Consider the following 26,297-nt stretch of genomic DNA (forward strand, 5'->3'; position numbering starts at 1 on the left):
TGACTCGAGAGATCTTTTGTTGAGTAACGGTGCCACAGCCTGTGCATGCAGATCCCGAACGCGATGAGCGGGTGTGCAGGGCACCCGGTCATCGCAGCCCTGCAAGATCTTTCTCTTCACCCAGGCTGATGCAGAAGAATGCCAAGCAAAAAAGCCGTGCCAGCGATGTGATGAGCTTGAGTTACTGCGAGTCGATGCGGGGCAGTGGCTGCGTGGGGGCGCCTCGTTGGCGAGCGGAGTGGATGTCGAAGGGAGCGCGCAGGCGCGGACGAGACGAACGAACGCGGTGTCCGGCGCCCGCGCGCCGGACCGCCAACGTGAAGCCCCCACGCAGCCACTGCCCCGCATCGACGTCCAATAGCACTAACCCCCCCCCCCCCCCCCTCCCTACCGAAACCCCACACACAAAGTCCCTTGCACGAATCTTCCCCCAGATATATAGTTGAAACCTAAACTAATTGATCGCCAGGCAATAGCAGCAAAAACCACCTGGCAAAGAGCCGGTTTCACGGAGTCATGTGTCATGAAAATTGTCTGCCTAGGAGGCGGCCCCGCTGGTCTGTATTTCGGGCTGCTCATGAAATTGCAGAACCCTGCCAACGAAGTGACCGTGATCGAACGCAACCGGCCGTATGACACGTTTGGCTGGGGCGTGGTGTTCTCTGACGCCACGATGGACAACCTCCGGCAGGCCGATCCAGTGTCGGCGCAGACCATAGGCGATGCGTTCAATCATTGGGACGACATTGAGATCAATTTCAAGGGACAGAGCATCCGCACCAGCGGGCACGGATTCATAGGCATCGGCCGCAAGAAATTGTTGAATATCCTGCAACAGCGCTGCGAAGACGTCGGCGTAAAGCTGGTGTTTGAAACTTTCGTGCAGGATGACCAAGCCGCGGCGCAGCAGTATGACGCCGATCTGGTGATCGCCTCCGATGGTCTGAATAGCGTCGTGCGCACCCGCTACGCAGACACGTTCAAACCGGATATCGACACGCGCCGTTGCAGGTTCGTGTGGCTGGGAACGACCAAGGTTTTTGATGCATTCACCTTTGCCTTTGTGCAGACCGAGCACGGCTGGTTCCAGGCGCATGCTTATCGGTTCGAGGACGGACTGTCGACGTTCATCGTCGAGACACCCGAGGAAACCTGGCAGGCCGCTGGCATAGGCGAGATGAGCCAAGAGGAAGGCATCGCCTTTTGCGAAAAGCTGTTTGCGCCCTGGCTGGACGGGCATCGATTGATCAGCAATGCCGCCCACCTGCGTGGCGCCGCAATCTGGATCCGTTTCCCGCGCGTGATCTGCAATACCTGGGTGCAGTGGAACACACTCGATACGCCGCGCGGCGAGCGCCGAGTACCTGTGGTGTTGATGGGTGATGCGGCACATACCGCACATTTCTCGATCGGCTCAGGGACCAAGCTGGCGCTCGAGGACGCTATTGAATTGGCGCGCTGCCTGGGAGGCGCAGAAGGTGGACTGGAGCAAGGCCTGCAGCATTATGAGGATGTGCGCAGCGTCGAGGTGCTAAAGATTCAAAACGCTGCCCGTAACTCCACCGAATGGTTTGAGAACGTGCAGCGTTATGCGGACCTGGACCCGGAGCAGTTTGCCTACTCGCTGTTGACGCGTTCGCAGCGGATCTCGCATGAGAACCTGCGCCTGCGTGATCCTGCCTGGTTGAATGGCTATGAGAGCCGTCTGGCGCAGCGTGCAGCAATGCAGGTCGAGGGCGTTACTGAGGCGGCTGGCGTGCATAGCGCAATGCGCGCTGCGGCTCAGGTTCCTGAGGTCGGCGCCGCATCGGACAACATTTCCTCCACTGCAGCCCCGTTGCCGATGCTCACCCCGTATCGCGTGCGCGGCACCACACTGAAGAACCGCATTGTCGTTTCCCCCATGGCCATGTATTCCTGCGTGGATGGCGTCCCCGGCGAGTTTCATCTGGTGCATTTGGGAGCCCGCGCGCTGGGCGGCGCAGGCCTGGTCATGGTCGAGATGACATGCCCGTCGCCCGATGCACGCATCACGCCGGGATGCCCTGGACTATGGAACGACGAGCAGGGTCAGGCGTTTGGTCGTATCGTGGATTTCGTGCACGCCAACAGCGATGCGCGCATCGGGATACAGTTGGGCCACGCGGGCCGCAAAGGTTCTACGCAGTTGGGCTGGCAGCAGATGGATCACCCGCTGCCAGACGGCAACTGGCCGCTGTTGTCGGCTTCCGCGTTGCCTTATTTACCGGGCATTTCTCAGACGCCGCGTGCAATGACGCGTGAGGATATGGATCGCGTGCGCGATGACTTCGTCGCGTCGGCCCGGCGCGCGGCTCAGGCCGGGTTCGATTGGCTGGAATTGCACTGCGCCCACGGCTATTTGCTGTCCAGCTTTATTTCGCCTTTGACCAACCAGCGCGATGATGAGTACGGCGGCAGCCTGGAAAATCGATTGCGCTATCCGCTGGAGGTATTTAACGCGGTGCGCGAAGTGTGGCCTCAGGATTTGCCGATGTCCGTGCGTATCTCCGCCCACGATTGGGTCGAGGGAGGGATCACCGCGGACGATGCGGTAGCGATCGCACGGCACTTCAAGGCAGCCGGCGCGGACATGATCGATTGCTCGTCAGGCCAGGTCAGCCCGGATCAACACCCCGTATACGGCCGCATGTATCAGACGCCCTTTGCGGACCGAGTGCGTAACGAGGCGGGCATTCCCACGATCGCAGTCGGCGCGATTTTCGAGGCCGATCATGTCAATGGCATCATCGCCTCGGGCCGTGCGGATCTGTGCGCGCTGGCTCGCCCGCATCTGGCCGATGCGGCATGGACATTGCGAGAGGCTGCGCGCGTCGGTTACCGTGATACAGCGTGGCCGAAACAGTATGCGGCAGGCAAGCGCCAACTCGAAACCAACTTTGAACGCGCTGCACTGATGGCGCAATTGGATGTTAAATGAACACGTCTACCGGCGTATTGGATGGCCGCCATGCCCTGGTGACGGGCGGCGCACGCGGTATAGGCCTGGCCTGCGCGCAGGCCTTGCAGCAACGTGGCGCAACGCTGACCTTGCTGGGGCGTGACCGGGTCGCACTGGATGCTGCCGTGGCTGCCTTAAGCAAACATGGCAAGGTCAATGCCGTGGTCGCCGATATTGCTGACGAAGCCTCGGTGCGGACAGCCTTCGAACAGGCCGCACAGCATGGCGGTACCGTGGATATCCTGGTCAACAACGCCGGGCAGGCGGTCAGTCAGCGATTCGATCGCACCGACGCGGAAACATGGCAGTCCATGCTGGCGGTGAACTTGACCGGTACCTATCACTGCACGCAAGCCGCGCTGTCAGGTATGTTGGCCGCCGGATGGGGACGAATTATCAACGTCGCCAGCACGGCAGGCTTGATCGGCTATCCCTACGTCAGTGCTTATTGTGCAGCTAAGCATGGTGTGGTCGGCCTGACTCGCGCATTAGCGCTGGAGTTGGCGCGCAAGGGCATCACCGTCAACGCGGTTTGCCCGGGGTTCACCGAGACCGACATCGTGCGCGATGCCGTGAGCAATATTGTCAGCAAGACGGGCCGCTCTGCGGAAGCTGCGCGCGATGAGCTGGCTGCCCGCAATCCACAAGGCCGTCTGGTGCAACCCGCAGAGGTTGCCGAGACGGTCGCCTGGCTGGCCCTGCCGTCATCGTCATCCATCAATGGCCAGGCCATCGCCGTCGATGGCGGCGAGGTCATGCCAGGCTGAAACCTTTAACCTATTTCTATCCCAACGATACGTCGCGGATTAGCAGGAGACATCATGACCGAAGCATCCACAGAGCACACCATGAAACATCATCGCCGTCCGTATGCAAACTATGCGGCACGGACTTTCCTGTGGGAGGTGTCAGCGGATGGCAAGGTTGCGACGATCACCTTGAATCGCCCCGAACGCAAGAATCCGTTGACGTTTGATTCGTATGCCGAGCTGCGGGATCTGTTTCGTAGCCTGTGCTATGCCACGGACATCAAAGTGGTCGTGGTAACGGGGGCCGGGGGTAATTTCTGCTCGGGCGGCGATGTGCACGAGATCATCGGGCCGTTGACCAAAATGAGTATGCCGGAGCTGCTGGATTTCACCCGGATGACGGGCGATCTGGTCAAGGCGATGCGTGCTTGCCCACAGCCGATTGTGGCGGCCGTGGACGGTGTATGCGCGGGCGCGGGAGCAATGATTGCTTTGGCATCGGACATGCGTCTGGGAACGCCGGCGGCGAAGACCGCTTTCCTGTTCACGCGGGTAGGGCTGGCCGGGGCGGATATGGGAGCTTGCACCTTGTTGCCTCGGATGATCGGCCAGGGGCGCGCATCCGAGCTGCTCTATACCGGACGCTCCATGAACGCAGAAGAAGGCTCGCAGTGGGGATTCTTCAATAGCCTGCACGACAGTGCGCAGTTGTTGACGGCAGCGCAGACGCTGGCCGCGCAGCTGGCCGCCGGCCCGACGTTTGCTCATGGCATGACGAAAAAACTGCTGCATCAGGAATGGAATATGGGTGTGGACGAGGCGATCGAGGCCGAAGCCGAAGCACAAGCCATCTGCATGCAGACACGCGATTTCCACCGGGCATACGAGGCGTTCGTAGCCAAGCAGAAACCGGTCTTCGAAGGGGATTGAGATGGCGGACACGTCGTGGCTGGACTGGCCTTTTTTCGAGGACCGTCATCGCGAGATGGCTGCCGAGCTGGAGGCGTGGTGCGTCGACGCCCTGGCCGATATCGATCATCATGATACGGACGAAGCATGCCGCCGATTAGTCGCTGCATTGGGACAGGCGGGCTGGTTGCGTTATTGCGTACCGGCAGGTCCCGACAATACGTGGGGCGGCGCCTTGCCTCAGGTTGACTCGCGCATGGTCTGCATTTTGCGCGAGACGCTCGCACGGCATGAGGGATTGGCAGATTTTGCGGCGGCGATGCAGGGACTGGGCAGCGGCGCGATTGCGCTGATGGGCTCAGACTCGCTGCGTCAGCGTTACTTGCCCAGAGTGGCCGGCGGGCAGGCGATTGCCGCGTTTGCGCTGTCGGAACCGGAGGCCGGTTCCGATGTGGCAGCGCTGTCTTGCTCGGCGCGACTTGACGGCGATCACTATGTGCTCAACGGCGCCAAGACGTGGATTTCCAACGGTGGTATCGCGGACTTTTATTGCGTCTTTGCCCGGACCGGCGAGGCGCCGGGTGCGCGAGGCATCTCCGCGTTTGTGGTGGATGCCGACACGCCGGGATTCAGCGTTTCCGAACGCATTGACGTGATTGCACCGCATCCCTTGGCGACACTGACGTTCGATAACTGCCGTATTCCTGTTGCGCAACGCTTGGGCGAACCGGGGCAGGGATTCAAGCTTGCCATGATGACGCTCGATATTTTCCGTGCGTCAGTGGCCGCCGCTGCGCTCGGTTTTGCGCGTCGGGCGCTGGACGAGGGTTTGTCGCGCGCTCGCGAGCGTCGCATGTTCGGCCAGACGCTGGCGGATTTGCAGTTGACGCAGGCGGCGCTGGGCGACATGGCGACGGCAATCGATTCTGCTGCGCTGTTGACGTATCGCGCCGCCTGGTTGCGTGACGTCAAAGGGGTGCGCACGACACGAGAGGCTGCGATGGCCAAGATGGCCGCTACCGAGTCGGCGCAGACGGTCATCGATCGTGCTTTGCAAATGTTCGGGGGCGCCGGCGTGGTATCGGGCGTGCCCGTCGAGAAACTGTATCGAGAGATCCGCGCCTTGCGCATTTACGAGGGCGCGACGGAAGTCCAAAAACTCATCATCGCCAGAGAGCTGCTTAAAGACTAGCCCACTAGCAACGGCAGCCCATCATCGCATCGCAAGGGGAACACCATGGAACGCTCCGCTCATCTGGATACTTTCGCAAGAGACCATCTGCCTCCGCCCGAGCAATGGCCCGAATTTCTGCTTGACAGCCCTGATGTGAACTATCCCGAGCGCATGAATTGCGCCGCGGAACTCGTCGACGCGGCGGTGATGGCCGGACGTGGCGACCGTATTGCGCTGCGCTGGCGTCAGGGCGACCAGATCGAGACCATGACGTATGCCGAGTTGCGAGCGCTGAGCAATCGGATCGCTCACGTATTGACCGAGGATATGCGGTTGGTCCCGGGCAATCGTTTGCTATTGCGTGGCCCGAATAATCCGATGATGGCCGCCTCGTGGCTGGCCGCCATCAAGGCCGGCCTGGTCACTGTGCCGACGATGCCGTTGCTGCGTTCCAAGGAACTGAAACAGATCATCGAGAAAGCACAGGTGACGGCGATGCTATGCGACGTGCAGTTGCGTGACGAGGCCGAGCATTGTTTGCAGCAGGATCATGAACATTACTGCGAGCCGCTACGTCAGATCGTGCTGTTTAACGATAGCGCGCCGGATTCGCTGGATGTGTTGGCGCAGGCTAAATCCGATGACTTCACTGTCTGCGATACGGCTGCTGATGATGTGTGCTTGATTGCGTTTACCAGCGGCACGACGGGCATGCCTAAAGGATGCATGCATTTCCATCGCGATGTGCTGGCCATGTGCGATCTGTTTCCTCGCCATGTCATCAAACCCGGGCCCGACGATATTTTCTGCGGTACGCCGCCCTTGGCGTTCACATTCGGTTTGGGTGGCCTGTTGTGTTTTCCGTTGCGCGTGGGCGCCAGTGTGGCGTTGGCGGAAAAACTCAATCCCGATGCATTGATGGCCCTGATCCAGGATTTTCGCGCGACGATCGTGTTCACCGCGCCGACCTTCTATCGTCAGATGGCGGGTTTGGTCGGCAAATACGACATCAGCTCGTTAAAGAAAAGCGTGTCCGCAGGCGAGGCCTTGCCTGACGCCACACGTGAGTTATGGAGAAACGCGACAGGCATCGAGATGATCGATGGGATCGGCGGCACCGAGATGATCCACGTGTTCGTCTCCAGCCCGCCCGATGAAATCCGCCCCGGAGCCATAGGCAAGGTCGTGCCAGGCTATGTGGCCTGCGTGGTGGATGAAGACATGCAGCCTGTGCCCAACGGCACCGCAGGACGTTTGGCGATCAAGGGACCGACGGGATGCCGTTACCTGGCAGATGATCGTCAAAGCCGCTTTGTGCAGCAGGGGTGGAATCTGCCGGGCGATACCTTTATACAAGACGACGACGGCTATTTCTTTTACCAGGCCCGCAATGACGACATGATCGTCTCGGCGGGGTACAACATTGCCGGACCCGAGGTCGAGGATGCGCTGCTGCATCATGAAGCCGTGGCCGAGTGCGGCGTTGTAGGCGTGCCGGATGACGAGCGCGGTCAGATCGTGAAAGCGTTCGTGGTGCTCAAGCCCGGCTACGAAGCGAGCGACGAGCTGGTAAAGGCTTTGCAGGCTTTTGTAAAAGCGACGGTGGCCCCCTATAAGTATCCACGCGCGATTGAGTTCGTGGAGGCCCTGCCGCGTACCGAAACCGGGAAACTGCAACGCTTTGCGTTGAGGCAAAGAGCCTGAGGCAGGATATGGAGCAGGTTTCACCCCTAGGATCGACGGCGATGTCAGGACAGCCTTTTATCAGCGAAGTCAACGTACGTTTTCGGCATTGTGACCCCGCCGGTATCGTGTTTTATCCGCGCTATTTCGAGATGATCAACGATTTCGTCGAGGAATGGTTCGATAAAGGGATGGGTTTGCCGTTTCACACCCTGCATGTCGGGCGCCGCATCGGAACGCCGCTGGCATCGGTGCAATGTGATTTTTCCGCGCCGAGCCGTTGGCATGAGACCTTGCGCCAGGAACTGATTGTGCGCCGTATCGGCGGCGCGTCGTTCAGTGCCGAAGTGACTTTCTTCGGGCCCGATGGCGGTGTGCGGCTGAAGGCATCGCTGACCATCGTCACGGTGGACCTGGATCGTATGCGATCTACCGCGATTCCCGATGATTTACGCCTGCGTATGCGAGAGTTTTTAATCGCAAAGCCGTCGCAGTAAGACAATCGTGCTTTCGATGACAGCCGCCAGCCATAGCGGCGGCGTTCGAGGTTTTTAATAAGAGGATGATTCCATGAAGATTTTGCAACCGCCCGACTGGATGCCGCCGCGTGGCTATTCGAACGGAGTGATGACGCAAGTCGCGGTCGGAGACCGGCTGGTATTTGTCGGCGGGCAGGTGGGATGGAATGGCCAACAGCAATTTGAGACGGACGACTTCGCCGGACAAGTACGGCAGGCGTTGCTGAACGTGATGGCGATATTGGCCGAAGGCGGCGGCAAGCCGGAGCACATCGTGCGCATGACATGGTATGTAAAGAACAAGCGCGAGTACGTGGCGTCCTATCCGGAAATCGGCAAGCACTATCGGGAAATTGTGGGCCGGCATTTCCCGCCGATGAGTGCGGTTGAGGTCGCAGATCTGGTCGAGGATCGGGCCAAGGTAGAGATCGAGGTGACAGCGGTGATTCCGGCCTGATCAGCCGTCTAGAGACGGGTCAACATACCGGCACCGGCAGCATTGCGCGCGGATCGAGCGGCGCATTGCCGGTGTGTGGGCCTTGCATTTTGATTGCCAGGCTAACGCCTGGACTCCACTTTTTCCGCCAGCAGGTCGTATAGCAGCCGCGCGACGGGGTTGAGGTCCTTGCCCCGGGGATGTATCAGCCCAATGGTTCGCGTGATTGTGGGATTGCGCAGTGTGATGCTGACCAAGGTGTCATGGCCTTTGGACGGCATGGCCAGTCGGGGGACGACGCCGATTCCGAGGCCGGCTTCGACCATGCTGACCAGCGCCGGTACATGTTGTACTTCGCAGAAATGGCGCGGCCGCTGTTCACTGCGCGCGAGCGCCTGGTCAATCAGAAAGCGGTTGCCGCTGCCTTGTGCGAGCGTGATATAGGCGTGATGAGCCAGGTCTGCCCAATTGATGGACCGCCGCTTGGCCAGGGGATGTGCGCGGCTGACTGCCGCGACAAAGGGCTCCTCGAGCAATGGCTTGAACTCGATCTCTGCATCGTTGGTGCCGATGTAAGTCAAGCCGAAATCAGCATCGCCACGCGAGACTGCCGTTAATACCTGCGACGAGGATTCGTCGATGATGCGGATCCTGATGCGCGGATAGCGCGCATGGTATTCACGAATCACGTCGGGTAGAAAGTATCCGACAGCCGACGGTACGCAGGCGATGGTCACCATTCCCGATAGCCGTTCGGCCACGTCTTGAATGCCGACCAACGCATTTTCCAGTTCGTTCAGAACGTTCCTGGCTCTGGGAACAAAACCGCGTCCTATCGTGGTCAGTTCGACTTTTCTAGTGGTTCTTGTAAACAGTTGGACGCCAAGCGCGTCTTCCAGTTTGTCGGCGCGTCGCGATAGCGCCGATTGTGAGAGGTGCAACGCCTCGGATGCTGCTCGAAAGCTTCCTAAATCAGCAACGGCCAAGAAAGCGCGCAGATCGGCAAGATCGAATTTCATGCGTTTTGGACAAGAATAGATCGAATTTTTGCACTTTACTCCATTCTGCAGCCTGGGAGACGATAGCTCCCGTCGCAGAGAACGGTCTGCGAGCGAGGAGACAAACCAATGACGCTTTTACGCAGAAAACCCCTGCGCCGATGGGCACGGCTTGCCGGGATTTCTATATTGATCGGTGCGACGGCGGCGGCAAACGCGGGCGAGTGGCCCGAGCGGCCTATTCGATTGCTCGTCCCTTATGGGCCTGGCGGCAGTTCAGACGTGGTCGCGCGGGCAGTTGCCGCAGAAATGTCGCGTGACTTGGGACAGCAAGTCATCGTGGAAAACAAGGGTGGAGGCCAGGGAACGATTGCCACGACTGAAGTCGCCCGGGCCAATCCGGATGGATACACCTTGATTTTGGGGCATGTGGGGACGTTGGCGGTCAATCCCAGCATGATGCCGAAACTGAACTACGACCCGCGCCGCGATTTCGCACCGATCGTTTTGCTGGCCAAATTGCCTATGGTCTTCGCCGTGGGCGGCAATGTACCGGCAAAGACTTTGCCCGAGTTTGTTCAGCTGGCGCGATCTAAACCTGGCGAGATCAATTACGGGTCCGCAGGTAATGGCAGTGCCGGGCATCTCGCATTCGAGATGCTGAAAACGGCGGCAAAGATCGACGTGGTTCATGTGCCTTATCGAGGTACCGGCGCGCAGGTAAACGACTTGTTGGCAGGCAATATCGACGCCGCCGCAGCGGGAACGCCAGGGCTGTTGCCGCACGCCCAGGCGGGCAAGATCCGAATCGTGGCAGTGGGATCAGCAGCCCGGCTTTCTGTGCTGCCTGATGTGCCCACTGTGGCTGAACAGGGATATCCGGGTTTTGAAAGTTCGCAGTGGTTTGGCCTCTTGGCACCAGCAGGAACCCCAGACCCCGTTATCAAACGACTGCACCAGGCGGCTGTGCACGCGCTTGACACCGACGCGGTCCGAAACCGCCTGGCTCACGACGCAAGCGAACCATCCGGTGCGGGTCCCGCCGAATTCGCGGCTTTTATCGACGCGGAAGAACAGCGATGGGGCCGGGTCGTGAAAGACGCGCACCTCTCTATTGAATAAATCAAGACAGCGTACCCATCCAGGAATATTCAGCATGACTCAAGCACGAGAAAAGATCGTTGTACAGGAAGCGCAATTAACGGAGCTCGGCATCCGAGCCTTCGAAGGGCTCGGATTACCCCATCAAGATGCGGTGGATGTGGTTCGGATTCTCGTGCTGGCAGACTTGTTTGGGCTCTCCACCCACGGTTTGTCGCGCATCGAGTCCTATGGTGAACGCCTGCAGCTGAGCGGGATCAATGCCCGTCCAAATATTCAAGTGACCAGCCCCGCGCCTGGGTTGCGATTGGTGGCCGGGGATAATGCCGTTGGCCCTCTGGTGGGAATGCATGCGTTGCGGGCTGCCATGCAGGCGGCAGAGCAGTGCGGCGTTGGGATCGCGTTTGCACGGCAGAGTAATCATTTCGGGCCGATTTCGCCTTATGGCCTGATCGCGGCTGAGGCCGGATTTGCCAGCATCATAGGCAGTAACGCGACCACGACCATAGCCCCATGGGGAGGAACGGATGCCCGCGTGGGCAATAGTCCGATTGGCTTTGCCGTTCCCAACCCTGGAGGAAACCCTTTCCTGTTGGATATGGCCATGAGTGTTGTCGCCCGAGCGAAGATTCGCAATGCCCTGAAAGCGGGCGCCGCGATTCCGGATACCTGGGCAACTGATGCCTTCGGTCGGCCGACGACGGATCCTAAGCAGGCGCTAGATGGTTTCCTGCTGCCTATCGGCGGACACAAAGGCTACGGCCTCGCGTTGATGGTGGATCTCTTTGCCGGATTGCTGTCCGGCGCGGCCTATCTGACGCACGTGAAATCATGGGTCGATGCGCCAGACGAACCGCAGAATTTGGGGCATTTCTTTCTCTTGATTGATGCCAAGAGGCTGGGCTCGACGCAGTGGCTCACGGACAGGATGAATGATTTCGCCTCCATTTTGCATGACAGTCCTCCTGCAGATGCCGAGAGGCCAGTTATTCAACCGGGCGACATCGAGTTGTCCAGATTGAAAGCGCAACGAGCGGACGGGATTGCCATCGAGCCAGAGGTGCTGGCGTTATTGCGCAAGCATGCGGGTGAGCTGGCCGCCTGAGTGTGGCGGCGTATAGAGGAGACAGGCGATGAAGAAAAAGAGTCTATGTTTGAACGCGGCTTTAGCCGCAGGGCTGATGATCGTCTCCGGTGCCGCCGTGGCCGATTACCCGGATAAACCCATCCGGATGATAGTGCCCTACGTCGCGGGCGGTGCCGCCGATATCACCGCGCGAGTGCTAGCCGCACAGATGTCTCTCGAGCTCGGCGGCACGATCGTTGTGGAGAACAAGCCGGGAGCCAATGGCATGATCGGCACCGATATGGTCGCCAAGTCTGCGCCGGACGGCTATACCTTGCTGCTCGATGCGAGTGGTCCGCTCGTCGTCAACCCTTCGCTTTACCAAAAAACGCCATACGATCCCGTCAAGGATTTTGCTCCTATCAGTCAGATCACGAGCTACCAGTATGTGCTGGTCGTACCCGAACAGTCGTCGATTCACGGTCTTGACGAACTTATTGCAGCCGCAAAGGAGAAACCCGGTGCTATGACTTATGGCTCCGCCGGTATCGGTGCCGGCGGGCATTTGGCCGGGGAACTGTTGGCGATGCAGACCAAGACCGAGCTTTCGCACATTCCCTACAAAGGCAATGCGCAGGCATTGACGGATGTCCTGGGTGGCCAACTTTCTTTCACCTTTGATACGGTGGTCACCGCCACGCCCTATCTGCGTACGGGAAAACTGCGCGGCTACGCGGTATCCGGTCCCCACCGGGCAGAAGGGCTTCCCGACATTCCCACGATGCAGGAGCTAGGCTACAAGGATTTCGTGGTGACACAGTTTCAAGGCCTCTTGGCGCCGGCCGGTACAGATCCGAAAATCATTGCGAAGCTGCACGACGCCGCCGTGCGCGCCGCAAAACATCCTGAAGTGGTTCGCAAACTGGCGACCGACGGCGGCAACGAGATCGTCGCAGGAGCGCCCGAAGCGTTCGCACAGCAGATACGCGAGGATCTGCTGCGCTATCGGCAACTGATTCAAAATGCTCATGTGAAAGCGGAGTAAACGATGTATCAGATCGATATTCTTGTGCAGGGATACCCCGGTCGTGCCGTCTGCCACGGTGGACTGGGTTGGAGCACCAGCACGTTATTGCGCGCAGCGGATCGCAAGATCCTGGTTGATGTGGGGGCCTTCGGTGTGCGCCATCTGCTCAACAAGCAATTGCATGCTTGTGGTGTCGATGCGTCAGAGATCACGGATGTGGTGCTGACGCACGCCCATTACGATCACGCTGTGAATTTCACGCTTTTCCCCAATGCCACCGTTTGGATCGGGGAACGGGAACTCGACTGGGCATCAAAACAACCTCCCGGTTTCAATCCCTTGCCCGAACTGTATGTGCGAGAGCTGACACAGTTGGCCCGCGTCAAGCGCCTGCATCACAACGAAACGTTTATCCCCGGCATTACAGCGATCGCCGCGCCGGGGCATACCCCGGGGCACCTCCTGTTTTATGTGGAAGACGAACGCCAGCCCGTGCTGTTTACCGGAGACGCAGCAAAGAATCGCGCGGAGTTGATATCCGGCCTTGTCGTGGATACAGGGGACGTCGCAGCGAGTCAAGCAAGCGTGGAACAGATCTGGACGCTGTGGCGCCGTCGGCCTAATACGTTGCTCGTGCCGGGGCATGATGTGGGAATGGTTTTGAATGATCAGGGCATGCCCGAATACGTGAGTGAACGCCACGCAGCCATTAACGCGTGGTTCGGTGATGATCTGGAACCTATGCAGATCGATCTTTGCTGTCAGCCGCGATTACAACGATTTTCCGTTTGAATTATCACTTGGCATTTTTCTCTATGACTATTGATCCGAATGTCGTTTCTTCCTTCACCCCTACCGGCCGTTTACGCGCGTCTATCAATCTCGGTAATCCCATTCTCGCGAATCGAAATGCGGCGGGTGAGCCGGTGGGCGTGTCTGTAGACCTCGCTGGTGCGTTTGCCCGGAGTCTCGGCGTGGAGCTGGAGCTGGTGGTGCTTGATAGCGCCGGCAAATCGGTAGATACGGTGACAGAAGATCGAGCCGATATCGGTTTTTTTGCCATCGATCCGAAACGTGCGGCGGGGATATGCTTTACCGATGCCTATGTGCTGATCGAGGGGGCCTATCTGGTCCGTGATGACTCGCCGTTACGGCACATGGACGAGGTCGATCGCGCGGGACATCGTGTGACGGTAGGCCAAGGCAGTGCCTACGATCTGTTCTTGTCTCGCGAATTAAAGCACGCGTCTATCACGCGGGCAGCGACTTCTCCGACCGTTGTGGCAACCTTTTTGGCTGATGGGACCGAGGTGGCAGCCGGGGTCAAGCAACAACTTGAGTCGGATGCGCGCCACTATGGCGGATTGCGTTTGCTTGAAGGAAGCTTTATGACCATTCGCCAAGCGATGGGGCTGCCGCGCGGACGAGGAGAGGACGCTGCAAAAGTGCTGGCGAGCTTTGTCGAAGAAATGAAGCGCAGTGGATTTGTTGAGGATGCGCTGAAACGTCATGGCATACAGGGGGCAGCTGTGGCCCCAACTGCGGCCTTGGCCTGAGTCCGATGTCATCAGGCCATCTACGTTCAGTAGACGGACTGATGACGTTGCGATGTTTCCTCAGGCCTTAGGCCCGCATTCCCGCAAAAACTGCCTCGGCTGCGTCCAACGTCGCGTCGATCACTGCGTCATCATGCGTGGCCGAGACAAAACCGGCCTCAAAGGCCGACGGCGCAAAATGCACGCCACGATCCAGCATGGCGTGGAAGAAATGCTTGAACGCTTCGCCGTCGCTGGCGGAAACCTCGGTGAACGAGGCGGGGACAGTCTCTCGGAAATACAGGCCGAACATGCCGCCCACAGAGTCGGCCGAGAAAGTGATATTCGCAGCTTGGGCGCGCTGGCGCAGGCCGTCGACCAGGCGCGTCGTCTGGGTTGCCAGGCGATCATAGAAACCCGGCTCGCCAATCAGGCGCAAGGTGGCCAGACCAGCGGCGACCGCGACAGGGTTGCCCGACAGGGTGCCTGCCTGGTAGACGGCGCCCAGCGGAGCCAGATGTTCCATCAGGTCGGCGCGGCCGCCCAAGGCACCGACGGGCATGCCGCCACCAATGACTTTGGCCAAGGTCGTCAGATCGGGTTTGATGCCGGTCAGACCCTGGACGCCTTGGGGGCCCACACGAAAACCTGTCATGACTTCATCGAAAATCAGAACGGCGCCATGTCGCGTGCACAGATCCCGCAGGCCCTGCAGGAAGCCATCGGCAGGTTTGATCAGGTTCATGTTGCCGGCGACAGGTTCTACGATGACGCAGGCAATGTCGGTGCCGTGTTGGGTAAATGCGGCTTCGACGGCAGTGAGGTTGTTGTATTCCAGAGTCAGCGTGTGCGAGACAAACTCAGGCGGCACGCCAGCAGAACTGGGATTGCCCAGCGTCAACAAGCCCGAGCCGGCTTTGACCAGCAGGCTGTCTGAATGGCCGTGATAACAGCCCTCGAATTTGACGATCTTGGCACGGCCGGTTGCGCCGCGAGCCAGGCGGATAGCCGTCATCGTGGCCTCGGTACCCGAGCTCACCAGGCGGACTCTGTCCAGAGACGGCAGGCGTTCGATCAAGGTTTCGGCCAGCTCGATCTCGGCCTGGGTCGGTGCGCCGAACGACAAACCCCCTAGCGCAGCTTCGCGCACGGCTTCGACGACTTCGGGATGGGCGTGGCCCAGGATGGCCGGCCCCCAGGAACCGACGTAGTCGATGTAACGGGTGTCTTCCTCGTCCCACACATAGGGCCCTTGGGCGCGCTTGATAAAGCGCGGTGTGCCGCCCACCGAGCGGAAGGCGCGTACGGGTGAGTTGACGCCGCCAGGAATGCTGCGGCACGCACGATCAAAAAGTTGGGCGTTGGTGGACATAATGTTCTTGAGGAAAAAAGCGACGCGTCTACGTCGCGGCATGATGATGGGCTGGTTCAGCCTTTAGGATATACCCAATGGGATATTTCCATGCGCGATGCCCCGGGACTGGCCGGCAAGGCGGACCAGGTGTCCATGACGGCTCGTACGGCAGCGAGGCTGACCAGGCGGAACGCATGTCATCCTCTTGCTGCGGGTCATCAGGCGCTGAACGGCGCAGCGCAGGTTTGGGCTGCCGCCTTGATATCAGGAGCCTCGAACAGCCCCGTGATCACCGCGATACTGTCTGCTCCCGCCTGGGCCACCTGAGGTGCCAGGGCAGGGGTGATGCCACCGATAGCGACTACAGCAGCGCGCGCCACGGTTGTTGCCGAGGACGCCGTCGCTGCGGTCACCGGTTCGCGATCCGCGGCATGACGTATCGCCAATTCACGAGCCTGTGCGAGCAGGCTCAAAGGCGCTTGCACTGCTTGTGGCTTGGTGGGCGAGGAAAACACCGCGCCAAACGCGATGTAATCCGCACCCGCATCGAGCAACTGACGCGCCCGATCCAATTCGTTGTAGCAGGACGCGCCCAGGATCAGGTCGGGCCCGGCATCCGCACGCGCCTGCGCCAGATCACCGTCGTCACGGCCCAGGTGTGCGCCATCGGCGCCGACTTCCAGGGCCAGACGCCAATGGTCATTGATCAAAAATACGACGCCGAGCGCGCGGCATAGCGGCGCCAGTGCGCGAGCCTGAGCCGCACGCTGTTCAGGGGTGGCGTTCTTGCGCCGCAGTTGCAGGGCACGCATGCCGCCCTCGGCAGCGGCGCGCACGGCATCCAGCAATCGATCCGTGTCGTCCCATTCAGGGGTAACACCGTAGAGTCCCGACGGAAAGCGTAATGTGGTCATGGGGTGCCTATCCGATTTGGAATCCGCCGGCCCATTCCCGCCAGGAAGGCGGCTGCCAGGGCCTGGTCGGCGTGGTGCAGGGCTTGTTCGACCGCCTTGGGCATGTCCAGCCCCTGTGCCAGCATGGCGGCAGCTGCCGCGGCAGCGACGCCGCCTGTGTCGGCATTGCGCTCAGGAGGCGCCTGCCATGGCAATGTGACGGTTTGTCCTTCGGGGCCCAGCAGTACATTGCCATGATGTCCGGGACGCACGGGAGCGCCCAGCACCAGCGCCCACTGCGCGCCGCCTGCGACCAGCGCGTGCATGGGGCTGGGCGCGTCGCCGATGTTGATTTCGCCATCCGCATGCCATTGCGCCAGGCGCATGTGCTCGACCACCACCAGGTCGGTTTGAGGCAGCACCAGCTCCAGGGTGGCGGCCAGCAGGTCTTGCGCGTCGTCCTCGGCGGCCACGTCCTGGGCCGGCAAACCGCGTTGGCCCAGGTGCAGCACCAGCGGCACCTGGCTATAGTCTGCGGCGATCTGCGCCACCACGCTGGCCGTCTCGGCACTGTAAAGTCCACCGACTTTAATCGCTTGTACCGGCATGTCTTCGAGGAGGCAGCGCGCTTGGTCGTCGAGCAATTCGGGTGAAATCGGCTGGATGTCTTCGATTCCGGCAGTATCCTGCACGGTAAGGGCCGTCGCCGCGGCCAGCCCGTGGCAGCCCAGGCGGGCACTGGTCACGGCGTCGGCGGGGAGTCCGTCGGCGCCAGAGGGGTCAACCGGCCCGAAAATCAGGATGAGAGGGGGAGTCACAGAGGTCAAATGCTGCGTGAAAGACGGGATTTTGTCCGATCGCACGACGGCAAATCGGGCAACCCCTATTGGGTTTCGGTAAGATTGCCCCATTCTAATGGATGCGGCTTACGCTTTGCCCGTCGCGGGCGCGTCGGCCGCCAATTGATGTAACAGAGAAAAGAGAACTATGCGTACTTGGATGTGTTTAATTTGTGGCTGGGTATACGATGAAGAATCTGGCTTGCCAGAAGAAGGCATTGCGCCAGGCACCCGCTGGGAAGACGTCCCGCCGAATTGGGTCTGTCCCGAGTGCGGCGCCCGGAAAGAAGACTTTGAATTGATGGAAATCTGAACGTGCGGGCAGCCCGGCTGTCCCCGTCCAGCCCCAACAAGGGGGTGTTATGACCGACGAGCACTACGATACGCATGCTGATGGCGCGGACGACGATACGTCCCAGGCACCGGCCACCGATTTTTCCAACCAGTTCCTGATCGCCATGCCGCAGATGGTCGAGGGTAATCTGGCTGGGTCGGTCATCTATATTTGCGAGCATACCCAGCGCGGGGCGCTGGGATTGGTGATCAATCGCCCTACGGACCTGACTTTGTCCGGTTTGTTCGAGCGTATTGACCTGAAACTCGAAATCCAGCCGGTGAACGATACGCCGGTCTTCTTTGGCGGCCCGGTGCAGACAGATCGCGGATTTGTCCTGCATGCGCCTGCCGGGGACTACAGCTCGAGCATCAAGATGGGCGACCTGGCCCTGACGACCTCGCGTGATGTGCTGCAAGCTGTTGCCGATGGTAACGGACCGGCGCGCATCCTGGTGACACTCGGTTATGCCGGGTGGGGCGCTGGCCAACTCGAAAGCGAAATGGCCCAGAATGCCTGGCTGAGCGTGGGCGCAGATGCCAAAGTCATCTTCGATGTCCCGCCCGAAGACCGCTACCCCGCGGCGCTGAAACTGCTGGGCGTAGACCCCGTCATGCTGTCCGGCGGTGCGGGGCATGCCTGAGGAAACCCTGCTGGCCTTCGACTTCGGAGAAAAGAAAATAGGTATCGCCATCGGGAACACCTTGACCCGGCAAGCACGGCCGCTCGAAATCATTTTCTCCGAAGTGCGCGATGCCCGATTTGGGCGCATTGCCCAATTGCTCGAGGAATGGCAGCCCCAACGCGTGATCGTGGGGTTGGCATTGGCCTCTGACGGCGGGGAACAGCCCGCCACCGCCCGCTGCCGGCGTTTTGCCAATCAGCTCCACGGCCGTTTCGGCTTGACAGTGGAGCTTGTCGACGAGCGTGGCTCCAGCATGGAGGCCCAGCAATTACTGGGCACGAACGAGCCCGACGACGCGATGGCCGCCTCGGTCATCCTGCAACGCTATCTAGATGCCTTGCCTTGACCACTATCCGCTCGTACAGCGAGGCGTTGCCCCTACTGTAATGAGATGCCAGCAAGCAATCACAGGTATGATGCTGGCCGGCCGCCAGTCCGCCCCGTGGGAGGGCGCGACGATGGCCTGGGAGTCCTGAACTTGTCTTTGCTCAAGTTTCCACGCATCGTTCTGCGTCTGATCCTCGTGGTGCTGTGGATCATTTTTGGCTTGCTCTGCGTAGGCCTTGTCTATCCCTTTCTGGGTTTGTCTGCGCGTGCGCGGCTAAATCGCTTCTGGTCTCGCTGGCTGATGTCGTTTTGCGGCATTCGCGTGGTTGTCAGCGGTCAGCCCCTGCTGACCGGCGCGGTTCTGTGGGTCGCCAACCACGTATCCTGGATCGACATCTTCGTCGTCAACTCCGTTCGCGCCACCTCGTTCGTGGCCAAAAGCGAGATCCGCAGCTGGCCTGTCATAGGTTGGCTCGCTGCAGGCGCCGGCACCCTGTTCATCGAACGAGGCCAACGCCATGCCGTGCACGCCGTCGGCGAAGCCGTCCAGGCGCGCTTTCAACAAGGCGAGGCCGTCGGCTTATTCCCCGAAGGCACCACCAGCGAAGGCGACACCGTACGTCCCTTCCACGCCAGCCTTTTCGAGCCTGCCCGCGTAGCCTGTATCCCGATCCAGCCCGTCGTCCTGCGTTTTCTGCAACACGGTCAGCGCAGTCCCTTGGCCGCCTTCGTCGGCGAAGAAACCCTCGCCACCAACCTCTGGCGCGTCCTGGGGGCCACAGGCCTCTCGGTCGAAGTCGAATTCGTCGCCCCGCTGGCCACGCAAAGTCCTGACGGTACTCCCGTCACCCGATTGGAAATCTCCAAACACGCCCGTTCCGCCATCGCCGACCGCTTATAACTGCGGGCGAGACCCCGTCCCTGCTCGGCGCCGAAGAACTCACCCTCCGTCCGACGAGCCCCCACCGGGGCTATTTCTCCACCAACGGATCCCGAAACTGCGAGCACTTGATCTGCACGAGCTTGCGATCCTGTAACCGCATAGCTGTCAGTTCCCCGCCCCAGACGCATCCCGTATCCAGGCAGATCACGTCCGGCCTCACCAGCAACCCCAGCGTAGACCAATGCCCGAATACGACCGTCACATCCCGAGTCTGCCGCCCCTTGACGTCAAACCACGGTACCAACCCCGCAGGCCAGGCCCCCGGCGCCACTTTGGTATTGAACTCCATATGCCCACGCGGAGTGCACAACCTCATGCGCGTCAACGCATTGATGATGACCCGCAGGCGTTTTCCCCCCGTATGGCCATCCTTCCACTGCCTCGGCTCATCGCCGTACATCTTCTGCAGCGCCTTTTGCCAATTCGGCCCGCGCAACATGGTTTCGACTTCGCCGGCGAGCGCCAATGTCTTGGCCACATCCCATTTCGCCAGAACACCGGCGTGCACCAGCAAATGATCATGTTCAAAATGCGCCAGCGGACGAAAGCGCAGCCAGTCGATCAGTTCCTCAGCATCCGGCGCATTCAGAATCTCGTCGATAGTGTCCGATTTGGAGGGCTTGCGCACCCCGGCTGCCGCCGCCAGCAAATGCAGGTCGTGATTACCCAGCACGGATATCGCGCGATCACCCATCGCGATGATGCGCCGCAGGCTGGCGAGCGACTGCGGTCCACGATTGATCAAGTCACCTGCGAACCAAAAACGCGCATCCGGCTCACTACTGATATCCGGATGGGATAGCAACTGCTCAAGCGGCGCGCAGCAACCCTGTACGTCGCCAATCATCCAAATGCTGCCGCCTGTCATACGGGATTTTTTCTCCAAGGCCAACGCGTTTGTATAAGACGCGTCGTCGCGTGCCGATATTCCATCAAGCTGAGTGCGCCCAGCGCCACTAACACGGCCCCGACGTTGGGACCCAAGGCGGTCAGCCAGGGCGGCCAGCGGCTCAGCATACCGACGTTCAGCGCCAGCTGATTCAGCATGAAAAAGCCTACGCCCAATAGAATCCCCACGAACACCTTGGCGCCCACGCCGCCTCGGCGCGTCTGCATAAAGCCGATCGGTGCCGCGATCGTGATCATGACAAATAGCGTAAAGGGATAGGCGACCTTGCGCCAGAGTGCGACGATCTGGCGGCTGGCATCGAGCTGGTTCTGGTTCAGATAGTCGATGTAGTCCAGCAAGGTGTTCAACGACATGCGCTCGGGCGTCAAGACACGCGCCAACAGGCGATCAGGACTGAGCGTCGTGTCCAATTCGCGTTGTGCAACCTTGGTGACTTGAGCAGGCAACGTGGTCGGCTGCTTGGCATTGGCCAACGCCTGGGCCGCCGCGTCATCCAGATGCGTTTCGGCTACGTCGTGCAGCACCAGTTTGTCGTTGGTAAAGGAACCTGTCGCGGCCTTGGACAGCGTTGTCAATTCCTGGCCAGGTTTGAACTCATACAGTGTCACCCCTTCCACATCGCCGTTGGCCAGCAGCGTGGCAATATTGATGATCCGGGTGCCGCCATTGCGAGTTGGTTCCTTGAACCAATAGCCGCTGTCCATGCGGGCGCCACTGGCCTTGCCGCGGAACATCAGGCTGGCTTCGCCGCTTTTGATTTCAGCGGCCGGGGTGACAAATTCGGACAGCAGGGTGGCGCCGATGACCAGGGGCAGCGTGATGATCCACAGCATGCCCAGCAACCGCATGCCGCTGACTCCCGACACGCGCAGGATGACCAGTTCGTTACGCTGGGCGAGGCCCGCCAACGCCAGAATGGCGCCGATCAGCAAGCCGATGGGCAGCAGGTCATAGAGGCGTGTGGGCAAGGCGAGCGCCTGCATGTATAGCAGGGCGAGCATGCTGAATTTGTCACCGACGTTGTCCAGGTCGTCGACCAACGCGAAGAACGTGAAAAGCCCCAGCAGAGCCAACAGGACCACTGCACAAGAGCGAAAAATTTCGCGGGCCAGATAACGACGGGCGGTACGCATGAAATATAAGTCGAGCGTGGGGATACGCGTAAACGTGAAAGCTTACCAAAATCGCTCAGTCTGCCGGGGATGTTTTGCATCGACGGACCGAGATAGAAGGTTTCCCCTGGTGTTAAGGAATGTCAACCAGTCGCATACGGCGCGTCAATGTAGCCGTACGTGAATTCAGGTAACTGGTGTTGCGGTGTTTGTCGTAGTAACGCGGATTGGGCAGCATCGCTGCCAGACGGGCAGACTGTGAGACCCCCAGATTGCCGGCGCTTGTCTTGTAATAGTGGCGTGCAGCAGCCTCGGCCCCAAAAACGCCTTCGCCCCACTCGGCCACATTCAGATACAGCTCCAGAATACGCTCTTTGGACATGACGTGCTCGATCATATAGGTCAGCACCAGTTCCTCGCCCTTGCGCACATAGCTGCGCGAGCTGGACAGAAAGAGATTCTTGGCCAGTTGCTGCGTAATGGTCGACCCGCCGCGCATTTTGCCGCCGCCTTTTTCTGCCTGGCGTTGGTTGTATTCCCATGCTTTGCGAATCGCATCCCACTCGACACCATCATGTTCTGTAAAGTTGGCGTCTTCTGAGGCGATGACTGCGCGCTTTAACGACGTGCTGATCTTGTCATAGGGAACCCACTGATACTGCAGCTCGGCATTCGGATTGGTGTCGCGCAGCCGCGATAGTTCCTGACGCATGACCGCGCTGCTGCCGGGGTCCCGGTAGGCATACCAGACCACCAGGCAGAACATCCACAGCTGATAAATGATCAGCAGGCACAACAGGGCCATCAGGCTGGCTCCGATCACCCGGCCCCAACGAATTCGGCGAATAGTCGAGTTGCGCGTCGCCATCCGGGGTCAGCCCTTGGCCAACAGTGCAGCGCGCAACGTGGCGAGCACCGGCGCCGGGTCGGGGCGTACCCCATGCCAGATCAGGAAGCTCTCTGCGGCCTGGCCAACCAGCATGCCCAGGCCGTCGGCAGTGCGCGCGGCGCCATCGGCAGTCGCCTGTTGCATGAACGCGGTGGGCGTGGCGGCATACATCATGTCGTAGGCCAGCGCATTGGCGGCATAGAGACCGCGCGGCAGATCAGGCGCCGCACCTTGCAGGCTGCTGGCGGTGGCATTGATGACGAGATCCCAGCCGCCTGCTGTGCCAGCCTCTGCCAGGGCGCCTGCGGTGATGCGGGTGTGAGGCGTTGCGCCGGCAGGCCAGGACGCGACCAATTCGTGAGCGCGCGCAGCGGTGCGGTTGACGATATGCAGTTGGGCGCAACCCTGATCGGCCAAGGGCTGCAGCACGCCTCGCGCGGCGCCTCCGGCGCCAACCAGCAAGACACGTGAGCCCGCCAGGGTGACCCCGAGCCGCAGCAGGTCTCCCACCAGGCCAACGCCATCGGTGTTGCAGCCGTGCCAGGCGTTATCTTGCAGCCATAGGGTGTTGACCGCACCTGCCAGGCGAGCGCGTTCGCTCAGATGGGCGCGGGCCAATTCAAAAGCCTCTGCTTTGAATGGTACGGTGACGTTCAGCCCCAAGCCGCCTTGTTCACGAAAGGCTTGCACGGTCGCTGCGAATCCATCCACTGGCGCCAACAGAGGTTCGTATTGCAGAGGTTTGCCCGTCTGCGCCGAAAACAGCGCGTGAATATGAGGCGATTTGCTATGCGCCACGGGGTTGCCGATGACGGCGTAGCGGGGGAGAGAGCTGGACGGGGTCATCTGCGTTATCTGGGTCGAGGGCTTGGCTGGTTCGTCGGGCCGGATGCTGCGTCGGCTTATATAGGTAGGTGGTTCAAGGGGGTAGCTTACGCAAAAATCATGGGGCCTGGGTTTGCAACGTGTCGTTGACGAAATGCCAGGTCCGCGTAATGACCAGGATATCCGTCTCGCTGGCGATGTCGGCCGGTAACGGCGGGAAAGGCGACGCCAGCTGCACGATACGCCGCGCCGCCTGATTCAGCACGGCATGTTGCGAGGGCCGATCGATGTCGACCGACGCGACGCTGCCGTCAGCGCGGATGGAAACGGTAATTTGCAGCGAACCATATAGCCGGCCGCGTGCCTCGTCCGGATAATGGCGGGTACCGATGGCCTCGACGCGCGAGCGCCAACTGTCCAGATACGCGGCATAGTGCGAGGCCTGTGCCGACGGCGCGACGAAGGTCTTGCGCGGTTGCGCGTTATAGGACTGGATGCGTGAGGCCAGTGTGGCAATCTGGGCGTTCTGCACGACTCCTGGCTGCTCGTGCACGTCTTCGCCATCTACCGTGGCGTCGGGCCAGGGGTATACCGATTGGCGCTCGGTGCCGACGGTGACCTGGGACTGCAATTGGGTCAGCAGCCGCATTTGTTCGGCCTCGAGCTGGGTCTGGCGCTTGCGCATGGCCTGCAGCACGATGGTCTCGGCCGAATCCCCGGTACGAGGCAGCGGCGTGGCAGCGACGCCGCGCTCGGCGTTGCCGCCGCCGTCTACCTGATTCTGTGCAATGACTTGCGCCTGCGCCGGGGCCAGCTCGGTGCGGGCGTTGACCAGCGTGATCTCCAGCGGCGCCTGCTTGGGGCGGCTGGCAGGGGGCGTGCTCAGACGCCACGCCAGCGCGCCAGCGTGCAGCAAGAGCGAGATCGCCAGGCCGATCCGCAGATAGTGCTGGGCGGGCGCGCCAAACCAGCGCAATAAACCGCCTCGCGTCGAGTACAAATCAACAGAACGTCGCACGGGGGCATTTTAGATCAGGCAGGGTTTGCCGGACCTACATATCGGCAATCCAGCTCTAATCCCAACTCGTCAAAACCGAGAATCTCGAGCTCTACCGCTGCGCCGCGCTCGAGCTCGGGCAGGCCTCCAACTCGTGTGACGAGCGGCGCATTACTGAGGCGGACCAGATCGTCTCGCAATACATTCGCCACGACGCGGGTGATGCCTTGTTGTTGGAGCCAGCGCAGGCACCAATAGCGTTCCATGCTGTTCTGGAAATCGTTCCAGGCGGCATATTGCGCGTCAAAGGCGCCGATGATGGCGAACAGGTCGGCATCGCGCGGTTTGAAAGGCGCCACCAGGCGCGCCGATACGCCGTGTTCCACGGCGGCGATCAACTGCCATTGGTTGACCAGGTCGACATAGCGGCGCAACGGCGACGTGCTCCAGGCATACTGCGGTACCCCGATTGCCTCGTGCGGCAAGGCCTGGGTACTCATGCGCACCCGGCCGGCTTGTTGCGACCGGTAAATGCCGGGCACGCCGTGTTGGTTCAACATGCCGCCCCACAGGTTGTTGGCCAGGATCATGTATTCGGCGACCAGGCGATCCAGCGGCGCGTTGCGCTGACGAGGCACCAGCCGTACTGGCGTGTCAGGGTCGTCTGGATCGCCGTCCAGGTAAAAGCTGTACTCGACCCGCGAGTTGTTTTCGGGCTTGCCGCGGACTGTATCGCGCTGCGCCGACAGCGCCATGGCCAATTGCCAGAGCGGGCGCATCCAGTGACCATAGGGCAGGGGCGCGTCGGGATCATTCAACATGGCCTCGGTGATCTGACCATCCAGCTCGTTGTGGCGCAGATTGGCGCGCAACACGACGCGTTCTATCCGCGTTTCGGATTCGGCGATTTCACCAGTTGCCGGGTCTGCGGTCACATAGAGAGACAGGGCAGGGACTTCGCGCCCCGCGTCCAGGGAAAATGCCTGGATCACATGGTCCGGTTGCATAGGGATTTTCTCGCCCGGCATGTAAACGGTGGACAGACGAGCGCGCGCCAGTTTGTCCAGGTCGCTATCGCGCGTGACGGACAGGCCGGGGGCGGCCACGTGAATGCCCACGCGGATTTTCCCATCGGGCAGCGACGTCACCGATAGCGCGTCATCGATCTCTGTGGTGGTGATGTCGTCCACGGAATAAATTTCCGCATCCGCCAGCGGCAGGTCGCGCGCAAGCGGGGGAAGGGGCGTATCCGGAAAGCCCGTACCGCGCGGGAAATGGGTGGCCAGAAAACGGCGCTTGTGCAGGGCCAGCGCATGCGGCCATGCGCCCAATTCCAGCAACAGGCGGTCCGGGCTTTTCTGCAGCCTGGCGCACGCCGCGTCCAGCGCTTTCCATTGCATGCTGTTCTTGTCGGGGCGAATCAGCAGCGTTTCTGCGACTTGGGCGATCTCGCTGGGCAGGCGGCCCGCGGCCATGTCATCGACCCATTGCTGTTGCTGTTCAGCCTGTTTCTGCTTCTTTTCCAAGGCAGCCAGCGCTGCCGCCAGGATATCCGGCGGGGCGGGGCGGTAGGTGCCTTTGCCGCGGCGGTGAAAATACGCAGGCGCGCTGTGCAGGCGCATCAGCAAGGCGGCGCGCTCTACCGCGGTGGGGGTATGACCAAAATAGTCAGCGGCCAGTGCTGAGGAGTCGAATTCCTCTTGCGGTGCACATTCCCACAGGAACTGCAGATCCAGCGCTTCCGCATCTTGCGCGGCTTGCGCCATCAGCGCGCCCGGCGCCGGCTCAGCAAAAGTGAACAGGACATTGGCGCGTTTGATCTTGCTGCGCTTGCCCGATTCTGACTCCACCTGCAGGCTGGCGTCGGTTTCCGACATGATATTGCCAGCCTTGAAGCCGCCGTCTTCTTCGTAAAACACGTACATAATTCGTCCATCGAGCGCGCGGCGTCATCCGCGCAGACCTATCTTGAAAGCACATTCCGGACCGGGCGTCGCACAGTCCGTCGCTGCG

General features: G+C 60.6%; 26 protein-coding genes. 16 read left to right on the forward strand and 10 right to left on the reverse strand.

Translation table 11 applies throughout. The features are described from left to right. Positions 1–523 precede the first annotated feature (523 nt). From CAL20_RS03735 to CAL20_RS03765, 7 genes are all read left to right on the forward strand, one after another. Positions 524–2,959, forward strand: coding sequence for a bifunctional salicylyl-CoA 5-hydroxylase/oxidoreductase (locus tag CAL20_RS03735; RefSeq protein ID WP_094837214.1), 2,436 nt, complete (start codon positions 524–526; stop codon positions 2,957–2,959). Then, positions 2,956–3,747, forward strand: a complete 792-nt coding sequence (locus CAL20_RS03740) for an SDR family NAD(P)-dependent oxidoreductase (RefSeq protein WP_094819739.1) — start codon at positions 2,956–2,958, stop codon at positions 3,745–3,747. The genes CAL20_RS03735 and CAL20_RS03740 overlap by 4 nt, the downstream gene beginning before the upstream one ends. Before the next feature lie 54 nt (positions 3,748–3,801). Further along, a complete protein-coding gene (locus tag CAL20_RS03745) occupies positions 3,802–4,659 on the forward strand; it encodes an enoyl-CoA hydratase family protein (protein WP_094819740.1) in 858 nt (285 codons plus the stop codon). Position 4,660: 1 nt separating this feature from the next. Beyond that, positions 4,661–5,830, forward strand: coding sequence for an acyl-CoA dehydrogenase family protein (locus CAL20_RS03750; RefSeq protein WP_094837215.1), 1,170 nt, complete (start codon positions 4,661–4,663; stop codon positions 5,828–5,830). Positions 5,831–5,875: 45 nt separating this feature from the next. Then, positions 5,876–7,516 (forward strand): AMP-binding protein, encoded by a 1,641-nt coding sequence (locus tag CAL20_RS03755; protein ID WP_094819742.1) that lies wholly within the window; start codon positions 5,876–5,878, stop codon positions 7,514–7,516. Positions 7,517–7,557: 41 nt separating this feature from the next. Then, complete coding sequence (locus CAL20_RS03760; RefSeq protein WP_094819743.1) at positions 7,558–7,992, forward strand: acyl-CoA thioesterase; 435 nt, start codon at positions 7,558–7,560, stop codon at positions 7,990–7,992. A 73-nt stretch (positions 7,993–8,065) separates the two neighbouring features. Then, positions 8,066–8,470, forward strand: coding sequence for a RidA family protein (locus tag CAL20_RS03765; RefSeq protein WP_094837216.1), 405 nt, complete (start codon positions 8,066–8,068; stop codon positions 8,468–8,470). Between the two features lie 101 nt (positions 8,471–8,571). On the opposite strand, the gene CAL20_RS03770 is transcribed toward CAL20_RS03765, so the two are convergent. After that, positions 8,572–9,468: a LysR family transcriptional regulator gene (locus tag CAL20_RS03770; RefSeq protein ID WP_094837217.1), complete on the reverse strand. Its 897-nt coding sequence runs from the start codon at positions 9,466–9,468 to the stop codon at positions 8,572–8,574. 108 nt (positions 9,469–9,576) lie between these two features. Between CAL20_RS03770 and CAL20_RS03775 the strand changes: the two genes are divergently transcribed. The 5 genes from CAL20_RS03775 to CAL20_RS03795 are packed head-to-tail and all read left to right on the forward strand — an operon-like array spanning position 9,577 to position 14,197. Then, entirely contained in the window at positions 9,577–10,569 is a 993-nt protein-coding gene (locus tag CAL20_RS03775) for a Bug family tripartite tricarboxylate transporter substrate binding protein (RefSeq protein ID WP_094837218.1), read from the forward strand. A 34-nt stretch (positions 10,570–10,603) separates the two neighbouring features. Next, positions 10,604–11,653, forward strand: a complete 1,050-nt coding sequence (locus CAL20_RS03780) for an Ldh family oxidoreductase (RefSeq protein ID WP_094837219.1) — start codon at positions 10,604–10,606, stop codon at positions 11,651–11,653. Positions 11,654–11,681: 28 nt separating this feature from the next. Then, on the forward strand, positions 11,682–12,659 hold the full coding sequence (locus CAL20_RS03785) for a Bug family tripartite tricarboxylate transporter substrate binding protein (protein WP_094837220.1): 978 nt from the start codon (positions 11,682–11,684) through the stop codon (positions 12,657–12,659). A gap of 3 nt (positions 12,660–12,662) precedes the next feature. Beyond that, positions 12,663–13,433, forward strand: a complete 771-nt coding sequence (locus tag CAL20_RS03790) for an MBL fold metallo-hydrolase (RefSeq protein ID WP_094837221.1) — start codon at positions 12,663–12,665, stop codon at positions 13,431–13,433. Between the two features lie 23 nt (positions 13,434–13,456). Continuing rightward, positions 13,457–14,197, forward strand: a complete 741-nt coding sequence (locus CAL20_RS03795; protein WP_094819750.1) for an ABC transporter substrate-binding protein — start codon at positions 13,457–13,459, stop codon at positions 14,195–14,197. A gap of 67 nt (positions 14,198–14,264) precedes the next feature. Here CAL20_RS03795 and hemL read toward each other — a convergent pair whose 3' ends face one another. The 3 genes from hemL to CAL20_RS03810 all read right to left on the reverse strand — a co-directional run bounded on the left by hemL (position 14,265) and on the right by CAL20_RS03810 (position 17,250). Next, complete coding sequence (gene hemL / locus CAL20_RS03800) at positions 14,265–15,548, reverse strand: glutamate-1-semialdehyde 2,1-aminomutase (RefSeq protein WP_094837222.1); 1,284 nt, start codon at positions 15,546–15,548, stop codon at positions 14,265–14,267. A gap of 200 nt (positions 15,549–15,748) precedes the next feature. After that, complete coding sequence (gene thiE / locus CAL20_RS03805) at positions 15,749–16,444, reverse strand: thiamine phosphate synthase (RefSeq protein ID WP_094819752.1); 696 nt, start codon at positions 16,442–16,444, stop codon at positions 15,749–15,751. Beyond that, the gene (locus CAL20_RS03810) at positions 16,441–17,250 is read right to left on the reverse strand and encodes a hydroxymethylpyrimidine/phosphomethylpyrimidine kinase (protein ID WP_369597627.1); all 810 of its coding nucleotides are present in this window, start codon (positions 17,248–17,250) and stop codon (positions 16,441–16,443) included. The genes thiE and CAL20_RS03810 overlap by 4 nt, the downstream gene beginning before the upstream one ends. Before the next feature lie 160 nt (positions 17,251–17,410). Between CAL20_RS03810 and CAL20_RS03815 the strand changes: the two genes are divergently transcribed. The 4 genes from CAL20_RS03815 to CAL20_RS03830 all read left to right on the forward strand — a co-directional run bounded on the left by CAL20_RS03815 (position 17,411) and on the right by CAL20_RS03830 (position 19,509). Then, positions 17,411–17,575, forward strand: a complete 165-nt coding sequence (locus CAL20_RS03815; RefSeq protein ID WP_094819754.1) for a rubredoxin — start codon at positions 17,411–17,413, stop codon at positions 17,573–17,575. A gap of 49 nt (positions 17,576–17,624) precedes the next feature. Beyond that, complete coding sequence (locus CAL20_RS03820; protein ID WP_094819755.1) at positions 17,625–18,239, forward strand: YqgE/AlgH family protein; 615 nt, start codon at positions 17,625–17,627, stop codon at positions 18,237–18,239. Continuing rightward, positions 18,232–18,627 carry a Holliday junction resolvase RuvX gene (gene ruvX / locus CAL20_RS03825; protein ID WP_094819756.1) on the forward strand — a complete coding sequence of 132 codons (396 nt, stop codon included), beginning with the start codon at positions 18,232–18,234 and terminating at the stop codon, positions 18,625–18,627. The genes CAL20_RS03820 and ruvX overlap by 8 nt, the downstream gene beginning before the upstream one ends. Positions 18,628–18,759: 132 nt before the next feature. After that, a complete protein-coding gene (locus CAL20_RS03830) occupies positions 18,760–19,509 on the forward strand; it encodes a lysophospholipid acyltransferase family protein (RefSeq protein WP_254923892.1) in 750 nt (249 codons plus the stop codon). A 70-nt stretch (positions 19,510–19,579) separates the two neighbouring features. Here CAL20_RS03830 and CAL20_RS03835 read toward each other — a convergent pair whose 3' ends face one another. The 6 genes from CAL20_RS03835 to CAL20_RS03860 form a co-directional block, all read right to left on the reverse strand. Next, complete coding sequence (locus CAL20_RS03835; RefSeq protein WP_094819758.1) at positions 19,580–20,419, reverse strand: symmetrical bis(5'-nucleosyl)-tetraphosphatase; 840 nt, start codon at positions 20,417–20,419, stop codon at positions 19,580–19,582. After that, positions 20,416–21,594 (reverse strand): LPS export ABC transporter permease LptG, encoded by a 1,179-nt coding sequence (gene lptG, locus CAL20_RS03840; RefSeq protein ID WP_094837223.1) that lies wholly within the window; start codon positions 21,592–21,594, stop codon positions 20,416–20,418. Before lptG ends, CAL20_RS03835 begins: the two co-directional genes overlap by 4 nt. A 112-nt stretch (positions 21,595–21,706) precedes the next feature. Beyond that, on the reverse strand, positions 21,707–22,441 hold the full coding sequence (mtgA, locus tag CAL20_RS03845; RefSeq protein WP_141217648.1) for a monofunctional biosynthetic peptidoglycan transglycosylase: 735 nt from the start codon (positions 22,439–22,441) through the stop codon (positions 21,707–21,709). A 6-nt stretch (positions 22,442–22,447) separates the two neighbouring features. Next, entirely contained in the window at positions 22,448–23,308 is an 861-nt protein-coding gene (gene aroE, locus CAL20_RS03850) for a shikimate dehydrogenase (protein WP_094819761.1), read from the reverse strand. A gap of 97 nt (positions 23,309–23,405) precedes the next feature. After that, complete coding sequence (locus CAL20_RS03855) at positions 23,406–24,305, reverse strand: energy transducer TonB (protein ID WP_094837224.1); 900 nt, start codon at positions 24,303–24,305, stop codon at positions 23,406–23,408. Positions 24,306–24,319: 14 nt separating this feature from the next. Further along, positions 24,320–26,209, reverse strand: a complete 1,890-nt coding sequence (locus CAL20_RS03860; protein ID WP_094837225.1) for a ribonuclease catalytic domain-containing protein — start codon at positions 26,207–26,209, stop codon at positions 24,320–24,322. Between the last annotated feature and the right edge of the window lie 88 nt (positions 26,210–26,297).

The sequence above is a fragment of the Bordetella genomosp. 4 genome, assembly GCF_002261185.1.
Lineage (GTDB): Bacteria > Pseudomonadota > Gammaproteobacteria > Burkholderiales > Burkholderiaceae_B > Bordetella_A.

Excerpts from the sequence above, each read along its gene's own strand:
- mtgA (WP_141217648.1), bottom strand. The coding sequence starts at position 22,441 with ATGGCGACGCGCAACTCGACTATTCGCCGAATTCGTTGGGGCCGGGTG.
- CAL20_RS03750 (WP_094837215.1), top strand. The coding sequence starts at position 4,661 with ATGGCGGACACGTCGTGGCTGGACTGGCCTTTTTTCGAGGACCGTCAT.
- CAL20_RS03735 (WP_094837214.1), top strand. The coding sequence starts at position 524 with ATGAAAATTGTCTGCCTAGGAGGCGGCCCCGCTGGTCTGTATTTCGGG.
- CAL20_RS03780 (WP_094837219.1), top strand. The coding sequence starts at position 10,604 with ATGACTCAAGCACGAGAAAAGATCGTTGTACAGGAAGCGCAATTAACG.
- hemL (WP_094837222.1), bottom strand. The coding sequence starts at position 15,548 with ATGTCCACCAACGCCCAACTTTTTGATCGTGCGTGCCGCAGCATTCCT.
- CAL20_RS03790 (WP_094837221.1), top strand. The coding sequence starts at position 12,663 with ATGTATCAGATCGATATTCTTGTGCAGGGATACCCCGGTCGTGCCGTC.
- CAL20_RS03745 (WP_094819740.1), top strand. The coding sequence starts at position 3,802 with ATGACCGAAGCATCCACAGAGCACACCATGAAACATCATCGCCGTCCG.
- CAL20_RS03765 (WP_094837216.1), top strand. The coding sequence starts at position 8,066 with ATGAAGATTTTGCAACCGCCCGACTGGATGCCGCCGCGTGGCTATTCG.
- CAL20_RS03785 (WP_094837220.1), top strand. The coding sequence starts at position 11,682 with ATGAAGAAAAAGAGTCTATGTTTGAACGCGGCTTTAGCCGCAGGGCTG.
- lptG (WP_094837223.1), bottom strand. The coding sequence starts at position 21,594 with ATGCGTACCGCCCGTCGTTATCTGGCCCGCGAAATTTTTCGCTCTTGT.
- CAL20_RS03820 (WP_094819755.1), top strand. The coding sequence starts at position 17,625 with ATGACCGACGAGCACTACGATACGCATGCTGATGGCGCGGACGACGAT.
- CAL20_RS03835 (WP_094819758.1), bottom strand. The coding sequence starts at position 20,419 with ATGACAGGCGGCAGCATTTGGATGATTGGCGACGTACAGGGTTGCTGC.
- CAL20_RS03775 (WP_094837218.1), top strand. The coding sequence starts at position 9,577 with ATGACGCTTTTACGCAGAAAACCCCTGCGCCGATGGGCACGGCTTGCC.
- CAL20_RS03755 (WP_094819742.1), top strand. The coding sequence starts at position 5,876 with ATGGAACGCTCCGCTCATCTGGATACTTTCGCAAGAGACCATCTGCCT.
- ruvX (WP_094819756.1), top strand. The coding sequence starts at position 18,232 with ATGCCTGAGGAAACCCTGCTGGCCTTCGACTTCGGAGAAAAGAAAATA.
- CAL20_RS03795 (WP_094819750.1), top strand. The coding sequence starts at position 13,457 with ATGACTATTGATCCGAATGTCGTTTCTTCCTTCACCCCTACCGGCCGT.
- aroE (WP_094819761.1), bottom strand. The coding sequence starts at position 23,308 with ATGACCCCGTCCAGCTCTCTCCCCCGCTACGCCGTCATCGGCAACCCC.
- CAL20_RS03770 (WP_094837217.1), bottom strand. The coding sequence starts at position 9,468 with ATGAAATTCGATCTTGCCGATCTGCGCGCTTTCTTGGCCGTTGCTGAT.
- CAL20_RS03760 (WP_094819743.1), top strand. The coding sequence starts at position 7,558 with ATGTCAGGACAGCCTTTTATCAGCGAAGTCAACGTACGTTTTCGGCAT.
- CAL20_RS03860 (WP_094837225.1), bottom strand. The coding sequence starts at position 26,209 with ATGTACGTGTTTTACGAAGAAGACGGCGGCTTCAAGGCTGGCAATATC.
- CAL20_RS03815 (WP_094819754.1), top strand. The coding sequence starts at position 17,411 with ATGCGTACTTGGATGTGTTTAATTTGTGGCTGGGTATACGATGAAGAA.
- thiE (WP_094819752.1), bottom strand. The coding sequence starts at position 16,444 with ATGACCACATTACGCTTTCCGTCGGGACTCTACGGTGTTACCCCTGAA.
- CAL20_RS03740 (WP_094819739.1), top strand. The coding sequence starts at position 2,956 with ATGAACACGTCTACCGGCGTATTGGATGGCCGCCATGCCCTGGTGACG.